This is a genomic window from Thalassobaculum sp., from assembly GCF_040219215.1.
GTDB lineage: Bacteria > Pseudomonadota > Alphaproteobacteria > Thalassobaculales > Thalassobaculaceae > Thalassobaculum_A.
In genome coordinates this window covers 20,122-41,713 of record NZ_JAVJSX010000013.1, presented here as the reverse complement: position 1 = coordinate 41,713, position 21,592 = coordinate 20,122, and the positions used below count along the sequence as shown (strand labels likewise).

At 64.8% G+C, this 21,592-nt stretch carries 20 protein-coding genes; 16 read left to right on the top strand and 4 right to left on the bottom strand.

The features are described 5' to 3' along the window. Nucleotides 1-19 precede the first annotated feature (19 nt). The 3 genes from RIC54_RS12155 to RIC54_RS12145 all read left to right on the top strand — a co-directional run bounded on the left by RIC54_RS12155 (nucleotide 20) and on the right by RIC54_RS12145 (nucleotide 2,968). Nucleotides 20-850: a 3-hydroxybutyrate dehydrogenase gene (locus RIC54_RS12155; RefSeq protein ID WP_350097416.1), complete on the top strand. Its 831-nt coding sequence runs from the start codon at nucleotides 20-22 to the stop codon at nucleotides 848-850. A gap of 79 nt (nucleotides 851-929) precedes the next feature. Next, nucleotides 930-1,943 (top strand): patatin-like phospholipase family protein, encoded by a 1,014-nt coding sequence (locus RIC54_RS12150; protein ID WP_350097414.1) that lies wholly within the window; start codon nucleotides 930-932, stop codon nucleotides 1,941-1,943. 71 nt (nucleotides 1,944-2,014) lie between these two features. Beyond that, nucleotides 2,015-2,968: an MBL fold metallo-hydrolase gene (locus RIC54_RS12145; RefSeq protein WP_350097412.1), complete on the top strand. Its 954-nt coding sequence runs from the start codon at nucleotides 2,015-2,017 to the stop codon at nucleotides 2,966-2,968. 10 nt (nucleotides 2,969-2,978) lie between these two features. On the opposite strand, the gene RIC54_RS12140 is transcribed toward RIC54_RS12145, so the two are convergent. The 3 genes from RIC54_RS12140 to RIC54_RS12130 form a co-directional block, all read right to left on the bottom strand. Further along, the gene (locus tag RIC54_RS12140; RefSeq protein WP_350097410.1) at nucleotides 2,979-4,079 is read right to left on the bottom strand and encodes a YeeE/YedE family protein; all 1,101 of its coding nucleotides are present in this window, start codon (nucleotides 4,077-4,079) and stop codon (nucleotides 2,979-2,981) included. Nucleotides 4,080-4,176: 97 nt separating this feature from the next. Beyond that, nucleotides 4,177-4,539, bottom strand: coding sequence for an ArsR/SmtB family transcription factor (locus RIC54_RS12135; protein ID WP_350097408.1), 363 nt, complete (start codon nucleotides 4,537-4,539; stop codon nucleotides 4,177-4,179). A 76-nt stretch (nucleotides 4,540-4,615) separates the two neighbouring features. After that, nucleotides 4,616-5,002 (bottom strand): thioredoxin domain-containing protein, encoded by a 387-nt coding sequence (locus tag RIC54_RS12130; protein WP_350097406.1) that lies wholly within the window; start codon nucleotides 5,000-5,002, stop codon nucleotides 4,616-4,618. A 111-nt stretch (nucleotides 5,003-5,113) separates the two neighbouring features. Between RIC54_RS12130 and RIC54_RS12125 the strand changes: the two genes are divergently transcribed. The 13 genes from RIC54_RS12125 to RIC54_RS12065 all read left to right on the top strand — a co-directional run bounded on the left by RIC54_RS12125 (nucleotide 5,114) and on the right by RIC54_RS12065 (nucleotide 20,853). Next, a complete protein-coding gene (locus tag RIC54_RS12125; protein ID WP_350097404.1) occupies nucleotides 5,114-5,851 on the top strand; it encodes a cytochrome c biogenesis CcdA family protein in 738 nt (245 codons plus the stop codon). 14 nt (nucleotides 5,852-5,865) lie between these two features. Beyond that, nucleotides 5,866-6,486: a SoxW family protein gene (locus RIC54_RS12120; protein WP_350097402.1), complete on the top strand. Its 621-nt coding sequence runs from the start codon at nucleotides 5,866-5,868 to the stop codon at nucleotides 6,484-6,486. 153 nt (nucleotides 6,487-6,639) lie between these two features. Continuing rightward, nucleotides 6,640-7,110 carry a sulfur oxidation c-type cytochrome SoxX gene (gene soxX / locus RIC54_RS12115; protein ID WP_350097400.1) on the top strand — a complete coding sequence of 157 codons (471 nt, stop codon included), beginning with the start codon at nucleotides 6,640-6,642 and terminating at the stop codon, nucleotides 7,108-7,110. 22 nt (nucleotides 7,111-7,132) lie between these two features. Next, complete coding sequence (gene soxY, locus RIC54_RS12110) at nucleotides 7,133-7,588, top strand: thiosulfate oxidation carrier protein SoxY (RefSeq protein ID WP_350097398.1); 456 nt, start codon at nucleotides 7,133-7,135, stop codon at nucleotides 7,586-7,588. Nucleotides 7,589-7,609: 21 nt separating this feature from the next. Next, entirely contained in the window at nucleotides 7,610-7,936 is a 327-nt protein-coding gene (soxZ, locus tag RIC54_RS12105) for a thiosulfate oxidation carrier complex protein SoxZ (RefSeq protein ID WP_350097396.1), read from the top strand. 59 nt (nucleotides 7,937-7,995) lie between these two features. Further along, nucleotides 7,996-8,856 carry a sulfur oxidation c-type cytochrome SoxA gene (soxA, locus tag RIC54_RS12100; protein WP_350097394.1) on the top strand — a complete coding sequence of 287 codons (861 nt, stop codon included), beginning with the start codon at nucleotides 7,996-7,998 and terminating at the stop codon, nucleotides 8,854-8,856. A 114-nt stretch (nucleotides 8,857-8,970) separates the two neighbouring features. Further along, a complete protein-coding gene (gene soxB, locus RIC54_RS12095; protein WP_350097392.1) occupies nucleotides 8,971-10,662 on the top strand; it encodes a thiosulfohydrolase SoxB in 1,692 nt (563 codons plus the stop codon). Nucleotides 10,663-10,688: 26 nt separating this feature from the next. Then, nucleotides 10,689-11,981 (top strand): sulfite dehydrogenase, encoded by a 1,293-nt coding sequence (gene soxC, locus RIC54_RS12090; protein WP_350097390.1) that lies wholly within the window; start codon nucleotides 10,689-10,691, stop codon nucleotides 11,979-11,981. Continuing rightward, nucleotides 11,965-13,065 (top strand): c-type cytochrome, encoded by a 1,101-nt coding sequence (locus RIC54_RS12085; RefSeq protein WP_350097388.1) that lies wholly within the window; start codon nucleotides 11,965-11,967, stop codon nucleotides 13,063-13,065. The genes soxC and RIC54_RS12085 overlap by 17 nt, the downstream gene beginning before the upstream one ends. A gap of 92 nt (nucleotides 13,066-13,157) precedes the next feature. After that, complete coding sequence (locus tag RIC54_RS12080; RefSeq protein ID WP_350097386.1) at nucleotides 13,158-14,435, top strand: FCSD flavin-binding domain-containing protein; 1,278 nt, start codon at nucleotides 13,158-13,160, stop codon at nucleotides 14,433-14,435. Then, nucleotides 14,432-16,024: a fused MFS/spermidine synthase gene (locus RIC54_RS12075; protein ID WP_350097384.1), complete on the top strand. Its 1,593-nt coding sequence runs from the start codon at nucleotides 14,432-14,434 to the stop codon at nucleotides 16,022-16,024. The genes RIC54_RS12080 and RIC54_RS12075 overlap by 4 nt, the downstream gene beginning before the upstream one ends. Nucleotides 16,025-16,288: 264 nt before the next feature. Further along, nucleotides 16,289-19,756: a response regulator gene (locus RIC54_RS12070; RefSeq protein ID WP_350097382.1), complete on the top strand. Its 3,468-nt coding sequence runs from the start codon at nucleotides 16,289-16,291 to the stop codon at nucleotides 19,754-19,756. Then, complete coding sequence (locus RIC54_RS12065) at nucleotides 19,756-20,853, top strand: HD domain-containing phosphohydrolase (RefSeq protein WP_350097380.1); 1,098 nt, start codon at nucleotides 19,756-19,758, stop codon at nucleotides 20,851-20,853. Before RIC54_RS12070 ends, RIC54_RS12065 begins: the two co-directional genes overlap by 1 nt. Before the next feature lie 24 nt (nucleotides 20,854-20,877). Here the strand turns inward: RIC54_RS12065 and RIC54_RS12060 are convergent, their stop codons facing one another. Beyond that, entirely contained in the window at nucleotides 20,878-21,540 is a 663-nt protein-coding gene (locus RIC54_RS12060; protein ID WP_350097378.1) for an aspartate/glutamate racemase family protein, read from the bottom strand. Nucleotides 21,541-21,592 lie beyond the last annotated feature (52 nt).

Below are 21,592 nucleotides of genomic sequence, written 5' to 3'. Positions count from 1 at the left end.
CTCATCGACGGAGAACCAGATGAACAGCATTACCGACATGCCGGCCAGCGCCCGGAGCGCGACCCGTCCGCTTGCCGGCCGGATCGCCCTCGTAACCGGTTCGACCAGCGGAATCGGTCTCGGGATCGCCCGGGCACTGGCCGGAGCCGGTGCCGACATTGCCCTCAACGGGTTCGGCGACGCCGAGGAAATCGCCGATCTTCAGGCCGAGATCAGAGCCGCCCACGGTGTTCGAGTCGCCTACTACAACGCCGACCTGGCCAAGCAGGACGACATCGGCCGGATGCTGGAACAGCTGGCGCTGGATTTCGGCAGGGTCGACATCCTGGTGAACAACGCGGGGATACAGCACGTCGCACCGATCGCCAATTTCCCGGTCGAGAAGTGGAACGCGATCCTGGCGATCAACCTGTCGTCGGCGTTCCATCTCACCCGGGCGCTGTTCGGTGCAATGCAGGCTCGCGGTTACGGACGGGTCGTCAATATCGCCTCGGCCCACGGACTGATCGCCTCGCCGTTCAAGTCCGCCTATGTCACGGCCAAGCACGGCATCGTCGGCCTGACCAAGGTCATTGCGCTGGAAGGGGCCGAGCATGGCGTGACCGCCAACGCGATTTGCCCCGGATACGTCTGGACACCACTGGTCGAGAAACAGATCGACAACCAAGCCGAAGCGCACGGGATCAGCCGTGAAGCGGTGATCCGCGACGTTCTGCTGGCCCAGACGCCAAGCAAGCGCTTCGCCACCTCCGAGGAGATTGGGGCGCTCACCGTGCTGCTGTGCACCAAGGCCGGCCAGTCGATCACCGGAACGGCCATCCCGATCGATGGTGGCTGGACCGCGCACTGAGGAGACGGTGATGGATTCAATTGGAGAGCTACAGGCCGAGCGCTCGGGGTCCGGTCCTGCCAATCGGCGCGGCGCAGCAGTGAAAGCAAAAACCGTCAATCTGGCGCTTCAGGGCGGCGGAGCGCACGGCGCGTTCTGCTGGGGGGTGCTCGACCGCCTGCTGGAGGATGAACGCATCGATTTCGATGGCATCAGCGCCACCAGCGCCGGATCGATGAACGCCGTGGTGCTGGCCTATGGCTGGACCGAAGGCGGGCGGACCGGTGCCAAGACCGCGCTGGCCGGGTTCTGGCGGAGGATCGGGCATGCCGGTGCGATGAGTCCTCTGCAGCCGTCGCTGTGGGACCGGCTGTCGCACAACCACTCGCTCCAGAACTCGCCGGCTTTCATGGTGTTCGACCTGATGTCACGGCTGTTGTCGCCCTATCAGTTGAACCCCGGCAACTACAACCCGTTGCGCAAGGTGCTGGAGGAGTCGGTCGACTTCGAAGCAATCCGGGACCGCTGCCCGATCAAGCTGTTCCTGTCGGCGACCAACGTGCGCAGCGGCAAGATCAAGGTGTTCCGCAACAGCGAGGTTTCCGTCGACTCGGTGCTCGCCACCGCCTGTTTGCCGTTCATGTTCCACACCGTCGAGGTCGACGGCGAGGCCTACTGGGATGGCGGCTACATGGGCAATCCGGCGATCTATCCGCTGATCTATCACTGCAAGTCGACCGACGTCGTGGTCGTGCACATCAACCCGATCTACCGCGACGATATCCCGAAGTCGGCCGGCGCCATTCTGTCGCGCCTGAACGAGCTGTCCTTCAACAGTTCGCTGATGCGCGAAATGCGGGCGATCGCGTTCGTCAGCCGGATGATCGATGACGGAACGATCGCGTCCGGCACCATGAAGCGCATGCAGATCCACGCCATAGCCGACGAGGAGTACATGCGCAGCCTATGCCTGACCAGCAAGCTCAACGCCGATTGGGAGTTCCTGCTGCATCTGCACGAGGCCGGAAGGGCACGCGCCGACGCCTGGCTCGCCGAGACCTTCGATGATCTCGGGACGCGCTCCAGCATCGACATTGCCGAACGCTACCTGTGAGACCACACGCCGCTTGACCTGGCCGGCCATCGCTCCAATAAATTCAAATATTACTATGTATGGAGCGTATCATGGTCGACCAACCTCTCGCCCCGCATCGTCGACCATGGACACGGCGCGCGCTCCTTGCAGCGGGAGCGGGCGCCGCAACCGCCTTCGCCGGGGTACCGCGAGCCCGGGCCTCGACGGCTGCCACGACCCGCGTCGGCGACGCCGAGGTCACGGTCCTCACCGATGGCCATCTGATCCAGCCCATGGCGTTCATATTGCCTGATCGTCCCGAGGCCGAGATCGCGGCGCTGCTGACGCCACACGGCCTCCCGATCGATGCGGTTCAGCCGGATTGCAATCTCACCCTGCTGCGCATCGACGGGCGGGTGGTGCTGTTCGACGCAGGCTCCGGACCATTGTTCCAGAACACCGTCGGCAAGCTGCCGGCCAGCCTGGCGGCGATCGGGGTCGATCCGGCCGAGGTCACCGACATCTGCTTCACCCATGCGCACCCCGACCACCTGTGGGGCGTGCTCGACGATTTCGACGAACCGGTGTTCCCGCACGCAAGGTGCTGGATGAACCGGACCGAATGGGATTTCTGGCGCGCGCCAGGCACCCTTGATGCCACACCGGAAGCCCGCAAGACCTTCGTGGTCGGCGCGCAGAACCGCCTGGAGCGGATCGAGGACAAGATCGCGCTGTTCGATGCCGGCAACGAACCGCTGCCGGGCATTGAAGCGGTCGCCAGCACCGGGCACACGCCTGGCCACACCTCGTTCCTGATCCACCGCGGTGGCGAGGGGCTGCTGGTGGTGGGCGACGCGATCACCAATGCGGTGATCTCGTTCGAGCGGCCCGACTGGCACACCGGCAGCGACCAGGATCCGTCAAAGGGTGCCGATACCCGTCGCCGGCTGCTCGATCGGTTGGCCGCCGAGCGGACGCGGATTGTCGGGTTCCACCTGCCCTATCCCGGAATCGGGACCGTCGAACGCGTCGGGGGGCACTACCGGTTCGCACCGACCGTCTGAAACGGTTCGGCTACTCCGCCGGTTCGGTTCCCGAGGCTCCGCCGCGGAACGCCGACCACGCCGACCCCTCGATCATCCAGGACAATCCCAAGCGCGCTCCCAGCAGCATCGAGGCGAAGGCGATCGGGGCCGAGGCCGCCAGGGTCGAGAACCCCGTTACCCCCTGGCCGATGGTGCAGCCCATCGCGAACACGCCCCCGACCCCCATCAGCGCGCCGCCGGCCAGATGCCGGCTCAACTCGCGGGCGTCGTCGCACACCTCCCACCGGGCATCGTGCCGGTACCACGACGCCAACGCCGCGCCGACAACGCAGCCGACCACCAGGCCGACGCCGTAGTCCGGCACCGTTCCGGTGTAGGTGATGACATGGATGATCACGTCGCCGACCGGCACCGAGAACGACCCGGCCTCGATCTGCACCGGCTCGAACGAGATGGTCGAGAAGTACGTCGTCGCGGCCCATCCGAAGGCGATGACCAACCCCACCACCGTGCCGGTCAAGATCGAGGTCCAGCGCCGCCGAAATCCGGAATTGCCGAAGATCCAGGCAAGCAGACCCCCGCCGATCAACAGGATGGCGGTGGGCGTGGCGTCGAATCCCAGGGCCGCGGACAGCAGGCTCGGAATCGACTGGTCGCCGATCGCGGTCAGGTCGATCGCCCAATCGTCCACCAGCGTGATCCGGACCTGCCCCAGCAGCCCGCGTTGCGTGGAAACCGCCGCCAGCCCGAGCACCAGCAGGACCACCATCGAGCGCAGACTGCCGCCGCCGAGCCGGATCACCGCGCCGAACGCACAGGTGCCGACCAGCGCCATGCCGACGCCGAACATCAGGCCGCCGAGCACCGCGCCCGTCAGGCCGAGATACGGTCGAAGATAGAAGGTGTCGGTGAGATCGACGACACCCAAAGCGACCATAGCCTGGGTTGCCAGCATCGCCACGGTCGAGGCCAACACCCAGGTGCGCAGCCCGCTACCGTCGCCGGAGTACCAGAACCGCTCGAGCGCCGACAAGGTGCAGAACCGGTTGAGCCGGGCGACAAAGCCCAGGACGATCCCGGCCATTCCGCCGACCAGTGGGAGTGCGATATGCGCCTCGAGACCGTCCACGGGCATCCTCCCTTGACGGCGCCTCGCCACAGAGCGGTCGGGTGCCGTTCATCGTTCGTCGTCATGCCAGGCACCAGGGTCACCCCTTCTGCGGGGGTCACTCCTTCGGTTCGCGCACCTTTCGGCAGAAGATGTCGTAGAGCGCGCCGATCAGCGCCGACACTTCCTCGTCGGCGATGCTGTAATAGATCGACCGCCCGTCCCGGCGGGTCTTGACCAGTCGGTCGAACCGCAGGCGTGCCAGTTGCTGCGATACCGCCGCCTGCGACATCGACAGCGTCTCCTCAAGCTCGGAGACCGACTTCTCACCCTCCGACAGCAGGCACAGGATCAGCAGTCGCGTCTCATGCGACAGCGCCTTCAGCATCTCGCTGGCGCGATGAGCCTGCTCGAACAGTTCCTGCAACGCTTCAGGATCTGAGGGCAGCTGCATTTTCCAGGCAGTTACCGGCGATTCCAACTTCGTCTCCGCCTCAGAATTCGTTCCGCCGACCCCACTGGATGCCAAGCCAGACGGATATCGGCGTTACCCCAGTCTACATCAACGGCGAGGATTTCAGTTTCGCCATCATCTCCGACAACACCGGCCAGAAGAATTCGTCGCCGGGATAGCCGCGCAGTCGAGCGACCTCGGTGCCGTCGTCAGCCAGCAGGATGAAGGTCGGCGTCAGCCGCTCCGGCCGGATTGCCGCCAAATCCTCCGGCCACGGCTCGGTTACGTCGACCCGGCGCAGCGGAGCCCGCCGGCCCTCCTCGGTGTTCGGATAGGCCGGCGCTATCTCCGCATCGAACCGGGCGCACCAGACACAGCCCGCCTGTTCCAGAACAAGCAACTCGGCCGCGCCAGGGGTCCTCGGCACCACGGCCATCAGGCCAAGGGTCGCAAAGACGGTGACGATGTTGACGGTCCAACGCTGTCTCATCCGCACTTGTATCACGCCGCCCGATCAGATTTCTTACATAGATAAATGTAGATATGATTGACTGTCGAAACAACCGGTCACCGAGCCGGGGTTCGGGAGCGAAACAGCGTTATGCTTGAAGTCACCTTTGCGGGCGCATTCCTGGCCGGACTGCTGTCGTTCGTGTCGCCCTGCGTACTGCCTATCGTACCGCCGTACCTGTGCTACCTCACCGGCATGAGCTTCGAGGAGCTCAGCGGTGAGAACACCGCACCACCCGGCGCCGCTCGTCGGATCGTCGGATCGGCCGTCGCCTTCGTGCTGGGTTTCGCCACCGTGTTCGTGGCCCTCGGTGCAACCGCAAGCATGGTCGGCCAGACTCTGGCGCAGTACTTCGACGTGCTGTCGATCGTGGCCGGCGTGATCATCATAGGCCTCGGCCTGCATTTCCTCGGCGTGTTCCGAATCGCCGCGCTGTTCCGCGACCTGCGCTTCACCGTCGGGCGCCGGCCTCCAGGAATGGTTGGGGCGTATGTGATCGGCTTGGCGTTCGCTTTCGGCTGGACGCCTTGCGTCGGTCCGGCCCTGGCGGCGATCCTGTTCGTCGCAGGGTCGACCGACACCGCTCTGCGTGGCGCGCTGCTACTGGCGGTGTACGCCTTGGGGATCGGCCTGCCGTTCATCCTGGCGGCCATGTTTGCGACGCGCTTCCTGAATTGGGCCGCCCGTTTCCGCCGCCATATGGCGGTCATCGAGAAGATGATGGGCGTGCTGCTGATCGTCACCGGTATCCTGTTCGTCACCGGCCAGATGTCGACCATAGCCTTCTGGATGATCGAGACGTTCCCGGTGTTCTCCGAAATCGGCTAGTGAGGATTGTCGCCATGCTTGTCCGAAACATGACTGTTACCGCGGCCACTGCATTGGTCGCCCTGGTAATCGGCCTGAGCGCTTTGGCCACACCACCGCGCGCCGCGGCGGCGACCGTCGGCGAGGACGGTCTGCACAAGCAGGAGTGGTTCGCCCTCACCTTCCGTGACGTTGCCGACGATATCGAATCGGCGCGCCAGGAAGGCAAGAGGTTGGCCATGGTCTTCGAACAGCGCGGCTGCATCTACTGCCGAAAGATGCACGAGGTGCTGCTGGCCGACCCGGAGGTGGCCGACTACATCAAGGCGCACTTCAAGGTGGTCCAGTACAACATGTTCGGCGACGAAGAGGTTACCGATCTGGACGGCGACGTGCTGACCGAGAAAACCGCCGCCCGGAAATGGGGCTACGTTTTCACCCCCACCGTGGTCTTCCTGCCGGAGCAGGCCCCCAAAGGCGTGTCAGTCGCCCAAGCGGCCGTTGCCACCATGCCCGGATCATTCGGAAAGTGGACCTTCCTCAACATGTTCCGCTGGGTCCATGAGAAGGGCTACGAGACCGACGAGCACTTCCAGAAATACCACGCCCGGGTCATCGAGGAGCTGCGCAAGGAAGGGCGACTCAAGAGCGACTGATCCGAAAGTTTCAGAATGTGCGGTACATCGGATTGACCATGACCCGTGGTTCAATCTATATATTGCAATAATTATATCTATTGTTCGCCTGCCCGCGCGCTATCGGGTAGGCGGGGCACGAAACCGGTCAACGGTTCGGAGAGGGAGGAGACAGTGCGCAAGACCTGCAAAAGAGGCCTGCTCGGCGCGGCGTTGTTGCTGGCGGCAACGACCAGCAGCTGGTCGGCCGAACCGGTCGGACCGAAGGACGTGGTCTTCGAGGAGACCATCGTCAAGGCATCGCTGACCAGCCAGCCGGGGAACCCGGCAGAAGGCCGCAAGGCGTTCGCCGACCGCAAGCTTGGCAACTGCCTCGCCTGTCACAAGAACACCGAGATGAGCGAGCAGCAGTTCCACGGCGAAGTCGGCACGCCGCTGGACGGCGTGGCCGAGCGTTGGAAGCCGGACGAGCTGCGCGCAATCGTGATCAATTCCAAGAAAGTGTTCGGACCCGACACTGTCATGCCAGGCTTCTACACCCTGGATGTCGGGGTCAACGTCGACAAGAAGTTCGAAGGCAAGACGATCCTGTCCGCCCAGCAGGTGGAAGACATCGTCGCCTACCTCGCCACCCTGAAGAACTAGGCGCGGAACGAAGGAGATGACCATGATCCTAACCAGACGCCAGGCACTTGCCCTGTCGCTCGGTGCGACCACGCTCGCGGTTGTCGGCGTTGCGCCGACCCGTTCGTGGGCCAGCGCCGAAGCCACCGAGAAGGCTGTGATGGCTTTCACCGGTGGCGCGAAGCCCGAAGCCGGCCGCATCGCGCTTGACGCACCGGAAATCGCGGAGAACGGCAATACCGTTCCGATCTCGGTCTCGGTGGACAGCCCGATGACCGCCGACGACTACGTCCAGTCGGTGATGTTCCTTGCCGAGGGCAATCCGAACCCCGATGTCGCCACCTTCCATTTCACCCCGATGAGCGGAAGCGCCTCGGCGACCACGCGCATCCGATTGGCCAAGACCCAGAACGTCATCGCGGTCGCGAAGATGAGCAATGGCGCGGTGTTCATGGACACCAAGCAGGTCAAGGTCACGATCGGCGGCTGCGGCGGCTGAGCGAACAGGAGCACCCTACCCATGGCAACGCCGAAACCCCGCGTGAAAGTTCCCCAGACAGCGAACAAGGGGGAAGTGATCACGATCAAGACTCTGATCAGCCACGAGATGGAATCCGGTCAGCGCAAGGACAAGCAGGGCAACCCCATCCCGCGCAAGATCATCAATAAGTTCACCTGCACCTTCAACGGCCAGCCGGTGTTCTCCTGCGACATCGCCCCGGCGATCTCCGCGAACCCGTATATGGAGTTCACCGCGAAAGTGGCGGAGAGCGGGACGTTCGTCTTCACCTGGATGGACGATGACGGAACGGCCTACACGGCCGAGAACAAGATCACCGTCGTCTAGCGCGACCGTCGCGGACACCAGGCGGACGACGAAGCCGCCGGACAGGGAGGAGACAAACCGTGAAGCTCAAATCGATCATCCCCATGGCTCTCGGGGTTCTCGTCGTCGGACTGCTCGGCTCGAATCTGCGCGCCGACCCGGTGGACGAAAAGCTCGTCATCGACGGCCAGAAGGAAATCATCACCCGAGCCAAGGCGCCGGCCGGCCATCCGTTCGACGAGGTGGTCTCGGGCTGGCACTACCGCACGCCCGAGACCCGCGCCCTGGAGGCGGACAGCTTCCAGAATCCCGGCATGCTCTATGTCGAGCGGGGAGCGGAGATCTGGAACACCGTTGAAGGAGCCGCCGGCAAGTCCTGCGCTTCGTGTCATGGCAACGCCGCGGAGTCGATGAAGGGCGTCGGTGCCGGTTATCCGAAGTGGAGTGAAACCGCCGGCAAGCCGGTGAACCTGGAACTCCAGGTCGACGCCTGCCGCAAGGACCAGATGCAGGCTGAGCCCTACAAGTTCGATCATGACGACCAGAAGGCGCTGGTCACCTTCATCAAGCACCAGTCGCTCGGCGTTCCGATGTCGCTGGATCTGGCCAAGGGTGAGATGCAGAGCTGGTGGGACCGCGGTAAGGAAATGTACTACCAGCGCACCGGCCAGCTGAATTTGGGCTGCGCGTCCTGCCATGAGCAGAACAACGGCAAGTACATCCGCGCCGACCATCTGAGCCAGGGAAACGTCAATGGCTTTCCGACCTATCGGTTGAAGCAGGCCAACATGGTCTCGCTGCACAACCGGTTCCGCGGCTGCATCCGCGACACGAGGGCGGAGTTTCCGAAAGCATTCTCCGACGAGTTGATTGCGCTGGAAGTATACGTGACGTGGCGCGGCACCGGCTTGGGCATCGAGACCCCGGCGGTCCGGCAGTAATCCCCGGCGGCGCGGGTCCTGGCATCCGCGCCGCCTGACGACACCAACGCGTTTCATGCATGTGGTTGCGGGACCGACCGGTTCCGCGAACGGTGAACACTGGCCGGAGGTAGCATGTTTTCACGGCGCGAATTCCTGATGGCAGCCACCGCCGTCACCGCCATCATGGGCCCGGGTGCCGCCGGCCGATGGAGCCGGGCGGCGGCCCAGCAGGCCCTCACCGAGAGCGATCTGCTCGACATGACGCCGCACGGCAACGTGACTCTGGTCCATGTCACCGACATCCACGCCCAGCTGAAACCGCTGTATTTCCGCGAACCGTCGATCAATCTGGGCGTCGGTGAAGTCGCCGGACTGCCGCCGCATGTCACCGGGGCCGACTTCCTGAAGCTCTACGGCATACAGGCCGGGACTCCGCACGCCTACGCGCTGACCTCGGACGATTTCGGGGCGCTGGCCGGGACCTACGGGAAGATGGGGGGAATGGACCGGGTTGCCACGGTGATCCGCCGGATCCGCGCCGAACGTGGCGACGCCATGCTGCTGCTCGACGGCGGCGACACCTGGCACGGCAGCTACACCGCCAACCAGACCAAGGGCGGCGACATGGTGGCGGTGATGAATGCCCTGGCGCCGGATGCGATGACCGGCCATTGGGAGTTCACCTACGGCACCGAGCGGGTGAAGGAACTGGTCGACAGCCTGCCCTTCCCGTTCCTGGGCGGCAACATCTACGACAGCGAATGGAACGAACCGGCGTTCGACGCCTACCGGATCGTCGAGCGCGGCGGCGTCAAGGTCGGCATCGTCGGACAGGCGTTTCCCTACACGCCGATCGCCAATCCTCGCTGGATGTTCCCGAACTGGTCGTTCGGCATCCGCGAGAGTGACGTCGCCAAGAACGTCGCGGCGGTGCGCGAGGAAGGGGCGGAACTGGTCGTCCTGCTCTCGCACAACGGCTTCGACGTCGACCGGAAGCTGGCCGGGCGGGTGCCCGGCATCGACGTCATCCTCAGCGGCCACACCCACGATGCGCTGCCGGAACCGGTAACGGTCGGCAACACCCTGGTCATCGCTTCCGGCTCGAACGGCAAGTTCGTCTCTCGCCTCGATCTGGACGTTCGCGACGGCAAGGTCCAGGGATACGCCTACCGGCTGATCCCGGTGTTCTCCGACGTGATCGCCGCCGACCCGGAGATGACCGCGTTGGTCGACACGGTTCGCGCACCCTACGAAGCGGAACTCGGCCGCAAGCTGGCGACCACCGAATCGCTGCTGTACCGCCGAGGCAACTTCAACGGGACCTTCGACGACCTGATCTGCCAGGCGCTGTTGCAGGAGCGCGACGCCGAGATCGCGCTGTCACCCGGATTCCGGTGGGGCACGTCGCTGCTGCCCGGTCAGGCGATCACGGTCGAGGACCTGCACAACGCCTGCGCGATGACCTATCCGGCCGCCTACCGCTCGCCGATGACCGGTGCCTTCCTGAAAGAGATCCTCGAGGACGTCGCCGACAACCTGTTCAACGCCGATCCGTACTACCAGCAGGGGGGCGACATGGTGCGGGTCGGCGGGATGGGTTACCGCATCGACCCGACGGCCGCCATCGGCAACCGGATCTCCGAGATGACCGTCCTGAAGACCGGCGAGCCGATCGACCCGGCGCGCGAGTACATCGTCGCCGGCTGGGCTTCGGTCAACGAGGCCACCGAGGGTCCCCCGATCTGGGATGTCGTGGAGGGCTACCTCGCCCGCAACCCGGTCGTCCGCCTGGAAGAAAACCGATCGGTGAAAGTGACGTCATGAGCCACCCCACATCATCGCAGCAAATGATGCCCCCACAGAACCGAAAGACCGACCGGCCCGGCCCCAGCCGTCGGCAATTCCTGTCGTCCGGACTGTTGGCAGGCGGTGCCGCGGTCGCGACCGGCTTTGGAGCGACACGCTCGGCCGCCGCCGCCGGTGACCCCGCGATCACCGAGATCCAGGACTGGAACCGCTATCTCGGCGAAGGCGTGGTCAGTCGCCCCTACGGAGTACCGTCACAGTTCGAATCCCAGGTGATCCGGCGCGACGTCGAGTGGCTGACGGCCTCGCGGGAGAGTTCGGTCAGCTTCACGCCGCTGCACGAACTTGACGGCATCATCACGCCGAACGGCCTTTGCTTCGAGCGGCACCACGCCGGGATCGCGGAGATCGATCCGTCCAAGCACCGGCTGATGATCAACGGCCTGGTCGACACGCCGCTGGTGTTCACCATGCAGGACCTCATGCGGTTCCCGCGCGAGAACCACGTGTACTTCCTGGAGTGCGCCGCCAATTCCGGAATGGAATGGCGAGGCGCCCAGCTGAACGGCTGCCAATACACCCACGGCATGGTGCATTGCGTTGTCTATACCGGGGTACGGTTGAAGCACCTGCTGGACGAAGCCGGCGTCAAGCCGTCGGCCAAATGGCTGCTGCCGGAGGGCGCCGACGCGTCGGCGATGACCCGGTCGATCCCCATGGAGAAGGCGCTCGACGACTGCCTTGTCGCCTTCAAGATGAACGGCGAGGCGCTGCGCCCCGAACAAGGCTACCCGGTGCGCCTGGTCGTGCCCGGCTGGGAAGGCAACATGTGGATCAAATGGCTGCGCCGGATCGAGGTCGGCGACCAGCCATGGCAGCAGCGCGAGGAGACCTCGAAGTACACCGACCTGCTGGCGAACGGCACCGCCCGGCGCTTCACCTGGGTGATGGACGTGAAGTCGGTGATCACCAGCCCCAGCCCGCAGGCCCCTATCAATCACGGTCGCGGCAAGGCTGTGATCTCCGGATTGGCGTGGTCGGGCAACGGGCGGATCAAGCGGGTCGACGTGTCGCTCGACGGTGGCCGCAACTGGACGACCGCCCGGCTCGACGGGGTCAGCCTGCCGAAGGCGTTGCACCGGTTCTACCTGGATTTCGACTGGGACGGCTCGCCGCTGCTGCTGCAGTCGCGGGCTATCGACGAAGCCGGGTTCGTCCAGCCGACCAAGGATGCATTGCGCGCCGCACGCGGGTCGAACTCGATCTATCACAACAACGGCATCCAGACCTGGCATGTCAAAGCCGACGGGACGGTCGAGAATGTTGAAGTTTCCTGAATTTGCCCTGACCTGCGGCTTGGCGCTGCTGATCGCCGCCCCGGTGGAGGCGGCCGGAGACCCGGAGAAGGGTGCTGTCGTATTCAAGAAATGCGCGGCCTGCCATCAGGTTGGCGACGGCGCGAAGAATCGGATCGGACCGCACTTGAACGAATTGATCGGCCGGACGGCCGGCGGCCTCGACGGCTTCAAGTACTCCAAAGCGATGCAGGACGCCGGAGCCGGCGGCATGGTGTGGGACACCGAGACGCTCGACGCCTATCTGGAGTCGCCACGCACCGCGGTGAAAGGCACCCGCATGGCCTTTCCGGGCCTGAAGGACGCCGACGACAGGGCGGACGCAATCGCCTATCTGGCGGAGTACTCGAAACAGGCCTCCGCACCCGCCGAAACCAAGACCGCTGCGGCACCGGCCGAATCCCCTGCTCCTTCGACAACCGTCGAGACTGCCCCCGGGACAGCCGCCAACCAGCCGATTCCGACGCACGGTGTCCTCCATCTCGGCCGGATGGCGACGCCAGACGAGGTCGCCGCCTGGGACATCGACGTGCGGCCTGACGGCGTCGGCCTGCCTGCGGGCAAAGGCACCGTCTCCCAGGGCGAGGTGCTGTTCACGGAGCGTTGTGCGTCCTGCCACGGCGATTTCGGCGAGGGAGCCGGGCGCTGGCCGGTTCTCGCCGGCGGACGGGACACGCTGAAGAATGACCGGCCGGAGAAGACGATCGGCTCGTACTGGCCGTACCTGTCGACGGTCTACGACTATGTCCGGCGGGCCATGCCGTACGGTGACGCCCGATCGCTCAACGACAACGAGGTGTACGCGATCACCGCGTACATGCTGTACCTGAACGACGTGGTGACCGACGAAGCCTTCGAACTGTCCCGTGCGAACTTTTCCGACGTACGCCTGCCCAACGAAGCCAACTTCACCGACGATACCCGGAAGCAGGAAGCCCACTACGCGGTACCGGCCGAACCCTGCATGCGCGACTGCAAGGCCGACGTGACGATCACGTCACGCGCTCGGGTACTCAACGTGACGCCGGACGGTGGCAACGACGACGCGGCCACCAAGGTCGACTAACTTCGCTCGCCATCGGCGGCAAGCCGGGCGACACTCGGGCACGGACTTCAGCCCGGCTCCACTGGCCTGGAGCGCGCCCAGGAGGACCAGCCATGCCGCGGGTTTCCCGACGTCGCCTTGGCCGCTACGCCGCCGCCGCGTTCGCCACCCTGGCGGCACCGGAAATCCTCCACGCCCGGCCTCGGCCTCGTGTCGTGGTGATCGGCGGTGGCGCCGGCGGTGGCACAGCCGCGCATCTCATCGCCAGGGACAGTGCCGGCGCGGTCGACGTCGTTCTGATCGAGGCCGATCTCCGCCACACAACCTGCATCTTCTCCAACCTCTATCTCGGCGGCTTCGTCAGCTTGGCGTCGATCACCCATGGCTACGAACCGTTGTCCGCCAATCACGGGGTAACGGTTGTGAACGTCCGGGCCGCAACGGTCGACCGTGCGTCGAAGCGGGTCACCCTGACCGACGGCAGTGACCTGACATACGACCGGCTTGTGGTCGCCCCGGGCATCGACCTGATCTGGGAGTCGGTGCCCGGCTACTCCGAGCCCGCCAGCGAGATCATGCCGCACGGCTGGAAGGCCGGCTCGCAGACCCGGCTGCTGAGAGCCAGGCTGGACGACATTGAGAACGGCCAGCAGATCGTCATCGTTCCACCGCCGAACCCCTATCGCTGCCCGCCTGCCCCGTACGAGCGGGCATCGATGATGGCGCATCGGCTGAAGGCCAAAGGATTCGGCCGCAGCCGGATCATCATCCTCGACCCGAAGCCGAAGTTCTCCAAGCAGGCGCTGTTCGCCGAGGGGTGGGAGAAGCACTACCCAGGCATGATCGAGTGGTACGGACCCGACGTGCACGGCGGCATCAAGGGTGTCGATCCGGCAACCGGCACCGTGACCACCGACTTCGACGACTTCAAGGGCGCTCTGGTCAACGTGATCCCGGCGCAGCAGGCGGGTGCCATCGCCTTCGACGCCGGACTGACCGACTCCAGCGGTTTCTGCCCGATCGACCCGAGTTCCATGCGCTCGACCGTCGACGATGCGGTGTTCGTGATCGGAGACGCCTGCATAGCCGGCGACATGCCCAAGTCCGGATTCGCCGCGAACAGCCAGGCGAAGGTTGCCGCGTCGGCGGTGCTGGGCGATCTCACCAGGACGCCCGTCCCGCCCGCCCGCTATGCCAGTGCTTGCTGGAGCCTCATCGCGCCGGACGATGGCGTGAAGGTGGCCGGAGAGTACCGGCCGAGCGGTCCAACGATCGCCTCGACGTCCGAGACCATCAGCCATACCGATGAGCCCGCGGCGGTCCGGCACGCCAACTACACGGATTCGGTTGCCTGGTACGGCCGCATCAGCGCCGAGATGTTCGGAAGATGACCGCGGCTGCAACGAGCCGCCCGGTTCTGCTTCGTCGTATCGTCCTCGATCTGACACTGCTGCTCAGTGCGGCTTGCGGGCTGATCGTCGAGATCGTCGCGGGACGGTTGATCGCACCCTATGTCGGAATGTCGCTGTACACCTGGACGGCGATCATCGCCGTGGTTCTCGCCGGGCTGTCGGCCGGGCATTGGATCGGTGGGCAACTGGCGACGGCCAAGGCCAGCGAAGCGACCACAGTCCGCCGACTATCGCTCGCCCTTGTGTTCGCCAGTGTCAGCAGCCTGGCGTCCCTGGGCCTGCTGCGGATCATTTCAGGCCCGCTGCTGAGCAGTGGCATCGGCGACGTCCCGGCCGTGATGCTGCTTTGCGCCGCGCTGTTCCTGCTGCCGAGCCTGTTCGTCGGTATCGTGGCGCCAATCGTGACCCGGCTGGCGGTCGAACAACGGGCAGACGACCCCGGTCCGGTTATCGGGCGAATGTACGCGCTCGGCACCCTCGGCAGCATCGCCGGGACGCTGAGCGCCGGATACCTGTTCATCTCCTGGATCGGCTCTGCCGGCACCATCGTTGCCGTGTCGGCAACCTACGCCGGGCTGGCGGTACTGTGCGCGCTGTACGGTCGCCAACGGACGATTGCTCTGGTCATTGGCATCGCCATCGTTCTGCTCGGCTCCACCGCGACCTGGACCGGGCGCCAAGGGGCGTTCGCATCGGCCTGTCTACAGGAGAGCGACTACTTCTGCATTCGTGTCGACGATTTTTCGGCGGTCAGCGGTCGCCCGAGCGCGCTGATCGTGCTCGACCATCTCGCCCACAGCATCAACGACCGCGACGACCCGTCCATCCTGTTCAGCGCCTATGTCCATTTCGTCGACGAGTACACCCGCCGCCGACATCTGGAGCGCAGGTCGCGTCCGACGTTCTCCGCATTCTTCATCGGCGGCGGCGGCTATACCTTGCCCAGGGCTTGGGCGGAGAGTGTACCCAATGCACGGCTGGTCGTCGCCGAGATCGATCCGGCCGTGACCAGAATGGCGCGTGATCACCTGTGGTTCGATGCTGCTCATCCGGCGATTGCGATCCACCACCGCGACGCGCGGCTGTTGCTGCAATCCCTGCCGGCAGAGCCGACGTTCGACGTGGTATTCGGCGACGCTTTCCACGACATCTCGATCCCGAGCCATCTGGTCACCCGTGAGTTTCATGACGAGATCGCGCGGCGGCTGACGCCGAACGGCTTCTATGTGGCCAATGTGGTCGACAGCGGCGTCCGGCCGCGCTTTCTGTCCGCGCTGATCCATACCCTGCAGCAGGACTATCGCAGTGTCGAAGTCTGGGCCGAAGCCGAAGCGGTGGTGGCGGCGGTCGAACGGACCGGAGAACGCACGACCTACATCGTGGTGGCCGGCCGATCCCCCGGTCCCTACACCCGATTGGACTCACGCAACGGGCTGCAACGCCAATGGCTGCGCCTGCCACTAAAGGCTGTTCAGGACCTTGCCGGAACCGACGTACCGATCCTGACCGACGATTTCGCGCCAGTCGACCGGCTGATGGCCTCCAACCCGATCGCCAGCAGAAAATAGGCGTCCGACCGGCTGTCACGAAAGCGTCATCCGGGACGTGTAGGATACGGCATCGAACTAGACTGCCGATCCTTCAGCTCGACCGCCAAGCGGCCCCTTCGTTCAGTCAACACCCTACACCCTCCAGCTACGCTTGTCGGAGCGAAATGATTCAACTTACAATTCAGGACCTTGATCGCGTTTCGACTGCCAATCGGCCGACATTCTGCGCGACCTCTGAACCTTCGGAACACACCACTGCAGTAAGGTCCGGTTGCCTCTGTCATGACACTTTTTCTTGATCGGTACTTTTATCCAATTCAATTAAACGTTGATCCAACGACTGCACTGGCCGGCACCTACAATCCTGGGCTGGTTGCACTGTCGCTGTTCATTGCGATCATGGCTGCCACGGTGGCTCTTTCCGCATCCGGTCGTGTTGCCGCCTCCATCAGCGTCGGCGGCCGGACGGCTTGGCTTGTGGCCGGGGGCGCGTGCATGGGAGGCGGGATCTGGGGCATGCATTTTATCGGCATGCTGGCATTCTCGCTGCCCTGCATGATCACCTACGAGCCGTTGCTGACCCTGGCCTCGATGGTGCCAGGCATGCTGGCGAGCGGAATCGCGCTGATGGTCATCAGCCGCGGCGACAAGTTGACACCATGGGACCTGGGTATTGGCGCCGTCCTCATGGGAGCCGGCATCGGCACCATGCACTATTCCGGCATGGCCGCCCTCCGGTTGGACGCCCTGCTGAACTACGACATCTATTTGGTCGCCTTGTCGATCGGAGTCGCCGTCGCACTCGCCTTCATCTCGCTGAGCACGCTGTTCCTGCTGCGCCAGAGCCGGCGACTGACACCGTTTGCGTTGCCGGTCGCCGCCGTGGTCATGGGATGCAGTGTTGCCGGCATGCATTACACCGCAATGCAGGCGGCCGTGTTCTTTCCGATTGCCGCCCCCCAGACCCCGGTCAGTTCGCTGGAACCGACGACCCTCGCGATCGTCATCACCCTCCTGCTGGTCTGTTTCGGGATCGCGACCCTGGCCGCGACATTTGCCGGACGTCAGTTCGAGACCGCCTCGCGCCTTCGCGAGGAGATGGTGCAGCGGGCCGCCCTGGAGCAGGAAGCCCGCGCCGGCCACGTTCGCCTGCAGACCATCATGGACAACGTCCAGGAGGCGATCGTCACGATCGACTGTCACGGAACGATCCTGCACTGGTCGCCGGGAGCCGAGCGGATCTTCGACTACACGGCGCATGAGGCGGTCGGCCGCAACGTCACGATCGTCATGCCCGATGCGATCGCCGCCGGACACAGCGGCTATATCAACGCCTATCTGCGAACCGGCGACGCCAAGGTCATCGGCATCGGCCGCGAGGTTGAAGGTCGGCGACGCGACGGATCGGCTGTGCCCCTGGAGTTGAACGTCAGCGAGGCGAAGGTCGAGGGTAAGACCCTGTTTACCGGCATCATGCGCGACATCACCGAGCGCAAGCGTATCCACGCCGAACTGATCGAGGCCCGCGAGCAGGCGGATACCGCAAATCAGGCCAAGTCCCTGTTCCTGGCCAACATGAGCCACGAGATCCGCACCCCCCTGAATCCGATCATCGGGATGGCCCACCTGCTGCAGAAGACCGATCTGGATCGCCCGCAGGCGGAGTATGTCCGGAAGATCCACCAGTCCGGCAGGCACCTTCTCAAGGTCATCAACGATATCCTCGACTTCTCGAAGGTCGAGGCAGGCCAGTTGATGCTGGAGAGCACGGATTTCGAACTCGGCGAGGTCCTGGAAAGCGTTTCGTCCGTGGTGTCGGAACGAGCCGCCTCCAAAGGATTGGAGTTGGTATTCGACGTGCCGATGGACATCCAGCGCCACTACCGGGGCGACCCGCTGCGGCTGAGCCAGATTCTGATCAACTTCGCGAACAACGCGGTCAAGTTCACTGAGTCGGGCGAAATCGACATCATCGTTCAGGCTCAGGAAGAAACGGCGGACGCGGTTCACCTGCATTTCGCGGTCCGCGACACCGGGATCGGCATCACCGACGATCAGAAGGCCAAGCTGTTCCAATCGTTCCAGCAGGCTGATGAGTCGACCACGCGCAAGTTTGGCGGCACCGGGCTCGGACTTGCCATTGCCCGCAGGCTGGCAACCTTGATGGGTGGCATGGTCGGCGTCGACAGTATCCCGGGCGAAGGCAGCACGTTCTGGCTCGACCTGTGGCTCAGCAAAGGCAGCCGTACAAGCGCGGCGCTGATGCCCGAACCCGACCTGCGCGGCCGTCGCGTGCTGGTGGTCGAGGACAATCCGAGCGCCAGCCACGCGCTGTGCGACATGCTGCGGTCGATGACGTTCGTGGTCGACGCCGTCGCCAGCGGTCCGTCCGCGATCGAGGTGGTTCATTCCGGCCCAGCCTATGACCTGGCCTTCGTCGACTGGCGGATGCCGGGAATGGATGGGATCCGCACCATCCGTGGCATCCGTGCCCTTGGCTCCAGAAAATCGATGCCCGGCTTCGTGCTGATCACCGCCTATGGCCGCGACGACGTTTTGCGTGCGGCGGAACAGGCCGAGATCGACGACATCCTGATCAAGCCGGTCAACCCTTCCCAGCTTTTCGATTCAGCGGTTCGCGTTTTGCGGCACCGTGCCGGAATCACCGAGCCGACGGATACCGAGGCAGTCGGCACGGCTACCGCCGTTCCGAGCGGCCTGGCCGGCCGGCGTGTGCTTGTCGTGGAGGACAACGAACTGAATCGCGAGGTTGCCGTCGACCTGCTGCGCTCCGTCGGTGTGGTCGCGCAGACGGCCGAGAATGGCGCGGTCGCCCTCGATCTTCTGGAGCAGTGGCCCTGCGACGCCGTCCTCATGGACGTTCAGATGCCGGTTATGGACGGCTACTCGACGACCCGTGAGATCCGCCGGCGGCGGCCGGACGGCCAACTGCCGATCATCGCCATGACCGCGAACGCGATGAGTGGCGACCGCGATCTATGCTTGGCCGCGGGCATGGACGACCATGTCGCCAAGCCGATTGATCCGGCGGAGTTGTATACCGTCCTGGCGCAGTGGCTGGGCGGCGAAGCTCCCGATGTGCTGGCTGAGCCGTTGACGAACGCCGATCCCGTCGTGGCCCCACCCTTCGTCCATTCGTCCGTCGACGGTCACGCGGGCCTGCGGCGGGTGCTCGGCCAGCGTGACCGGTATCTGAACATGCTCGGCCGGTTTCTCGACAGCCAGTCACAGGTCGTTCATCGCATCAGGAATGCCTTGGCAGCGGGTGACGCTGTCACCGCCGAGCGGGAGGCCCACACGGCACGCTCGACCGGCGCCAACATCGGAGCCACAGCGGTCGCGCAGAGCGCTGAAGCACTCGAAATTGCCATCCGCTCCGGCGAGCCCGGGTCGCGCGTCGAGACTCTCATTGCGGCCCTCGATGTCAGCCTGCGGCCGGTTCTGCGCGGCATCGCCGCTCTTCCGGAAGTTTCCGAGCCGCTGCCGCAGCCATCCGGGGACGCCACAGAATCAGCGATACAGGCGCTTGACGCGTTGTCGCGCCTGCTGGCCGAGGACGATGCCGAAGCCCAGGACCTGTTCGCGGCGCACAGCGCCACCCTTCGCGAAGCGCTGGGGACCAAACGCCATACCGCGCTTGCCGCCGCGATCGACCAGTTTGATTTCGCAACCGCTCGTTCGATCTGCGCGGCCGTGGATCTGCAACCGAACGCCGAAGAGACCGCTTGATGAACCAGGACGCGGGGACCCGATTTACCGTCCTGGTGGTGGACGACACGCCGGACAATCTCGTCCTGATGAGCGGTCTGCTGAAAGACCGCTATCGCGTGAAAGTGGCCAATGGCGGCGAACGCGCCCTGACGATCGCGGCGACGGCCCCTCAGCCGGACATCGTACTGCTGGACGTGATGATGCCCGGGTTGGACGGCTACGAGGTCTGCCGCCGGCTGAAGGCCGATCCGTCGACCAGCGGTATTCCCGTGGTCTTTCTGACGGCTCGATCGGACCAGGCCGACGAGCGACGGGGGCTCGAGTTGGGGGCGGTCGACTACATCACCAAGCCGATCAGCCCGCCGATCGTGCTGGCACGGGTCAACAACCACCTGCAGCTCAAGCAGGCGAACGACCTGCTGCGCCATCACAATGCCTCGCTGGAGAGCGAGGTCCAGCGCCGAACCGCCGATCTGCGGGCGAGCCGCGACGCCACGATCGTCGCCATGGCGTCGCTGGCCGAAACCCGCGACAACGAGACCGGGAACCACATCCGCCGGACCCAGCATTATGTGAAGGTCCTGGCCGAGAGCCTCAGGGATCATCCGAAGTTCGGGCGGTTCCTCGATCCGGAGACGATCGATCTTCTGCACCGCTCCGCACCGCTGCACAATATCGGCAAGGTGGGTATCCCGGATTCGGTGCTGCTGAAGCCGGGCCCGCTTACCGCTGAAGAGTTCGAAGTGATGAAGACCCATACCACGATCGGCTACGAGGCGATCAAGGCGGCGGAGCGTGTCATGGAGCACAACGACCTGTCGTTCCTCAGCCTCGCCCGGGAAATCGCCCTGACCCATCACGAGCGTTGGGACGGCACCGGCTATCCGCAGGGACTGAAGGGCGACGCAATCCCGCTGCCGGGCCGGTTGATGGCGGTGGCCGATGTCTACGACGCCTTGATCTCCGAACGGATCTACAAACCGGCGTTCTCACACGAAGTCGCGGTAAGCGAGATCGTCGGTGCAGGCGGAACGCACTTCGACCCGGACATCGTCGAAGCATTCGTGATGATCGCCGATCGGTTTCAACAGATCGCCCGATCCCACGCGGACTGACCGGCCTGCCGTCGGCGATCGACGTCAGAGCCGGTCACGCAGCAGGCTCACAGCACTGTCGGGGCTGGTCAACACGGGTACCGAGGCCACGGCCGCCACCGAGTCCCGCGCCTTGGCGGTCGAGAACTGCGCCAACAGGATCGCGTCGCAACCACCAAGGTCGCGCGCCGCATCCGCTACCAGCCGGTTGTGGGCATCGGCGTCGCCCGACCGAAGCGCGGCCATTGCGTCTGGCACGCACACCGTCGTCAGTTGCGCCGGGGATCCAGCGGCAGCGGCCATGTCGGCAAACTCCTTCTCCATCGGCGCGAGGCTGGGAGCGAAGGTCGCCACCATCGCGATCCGGGGACCGAGAGCCAGCGCATCGGCAAACATCGCCTGGTTCGGCTTGAGGACCGGCCGCGGTGCCTGATCGCGGGCCGCAGCCTCGATTGCCGGACCGAACGCCGAGCAGGTGAATAGTATGCCGTCGGCACCGCAGTCGGCCGCGTAGCCGGCCAGGCGCCGAAACCGCTGGACCATCGCATCGTCGAGGCCGCCGGCCCGCTCCAAGTCGGATGCCAGCGAATCCTCAAGCAGATTGTATGGCTCCGCCTCCGGCCAGAGCCGCCGAAACGCCTCCATCACCGGATCGACGGCTACCGGTGTCGCGTGAATCAGTGCGACACGCCTGGAACGCTTGCTCATGGTGCTGCCCCCGGAACGGCGTCGATCGGCCGATTGGCATACTGGCCCGATC

Bases quoted from the DNA above. Each gene is read 5' to 3' on its own strand.
- RIC54_RS12155 (WP_350097416.1), top strand. From the start codon at position 20: ATGAACAGCATTACCGACATGCCGGCCAGCGCCCGGAGCGCGACCCGT.
- RIC54_RS12145 (WP_350097412.1), top strand. From the start codon at position 2,015: ATGGTCGACCAACCTCTCGCCCCGCATCGTCGACCATGGACACGGCGC.
- RIC54_RS12130 (WP_350097406.1), bottom strand. From the start codon at position 5,002: ATGAGACAGCGTTGGACCGTCAACATCGTCACCGTCTTTGCGACCCTT.
- RIC54_RS12125 (WP_350097404.1), top strand. From the start codon at position 5,114: ATGCTTGAAGTCACCTTTGCGGGCGCATTCCTGGCCGGACTGCTGTCG.
- RIC54_RS12120 (WP_350097402.1), top strand. From the start codon at position 5,866: ATGCTTGTCCGAAACATGACTGTTACCGCGGCCACTGCATTGGTCGCC.
- soxY (WP_350097398.1), top strand. From the start codon at position 7,133: ATGATCCTAACCAGACGCCAGGCACTTGCCCTGTCGCTCGGTGCGACC.
- soxZ (WP_350097396.1), top strand. From the start codon at position 7,610: ATGGCAACGCCGAAACCCCGCGTGAAAGTTCCCCAGACAGCGAACAAG.
- soxB (WP_350097392.1), top strand. From the start codon at position 8,971: ATGTTTTCACGGCGCGAATTCCTGATGGCAGCCACCGCCGTCACCGCC.
- soxC (WP_350097390.1), top strand. From the start codon at position 10,689: ATGCCCCCACAGAACCGAAAGACCGACCGGCCCGGCCCCAGCCGTCGG.
- RIC54_RS12085 (WP_350097388.1), top strand. From the start codon at position 11,965: ATGTTGAAGTTTCCTGAATTTGCCCTGACCTGCGGCTTGGCGCTGCTG.
- RIC54_RS12080 (WP_350097386.1), top strand. From the start codon at position 13,158: ATGCCGCGGGTTTCCCGACGTCGCCTTGGCCGCTACGCCGCCGCCGCG.
- RIC54_RS12075 (WP_350097384.1), top strand. From the start codon at position 14,432: ATGACCGCGGCTGCAACGAGCCGCCCGGTTCTGCTTCGTCGTATCGTC.
- RIC54_RS12070 (WP_350097382.1), top strand. From the start codon at position 16,289: ATGACACTTTTTCTTGATCGGTACTTTTATCCAATTCAATTAAACGTT.
- RIC54_RS12065 (WP_350097380.1), top strand. From the start codon at position 19,756: ATGAACCAGGACGCGGGGACCCGATTTACCGTCCTGGTGGTGGACGAC.
- RIC54_RS12060 (WP_350097378.1), bottom strand. From the start codon at position 21,540: ATGAGCAAGCGTTCCAGGCGTGTCGCACTGATTCACGCGACACCGGTA.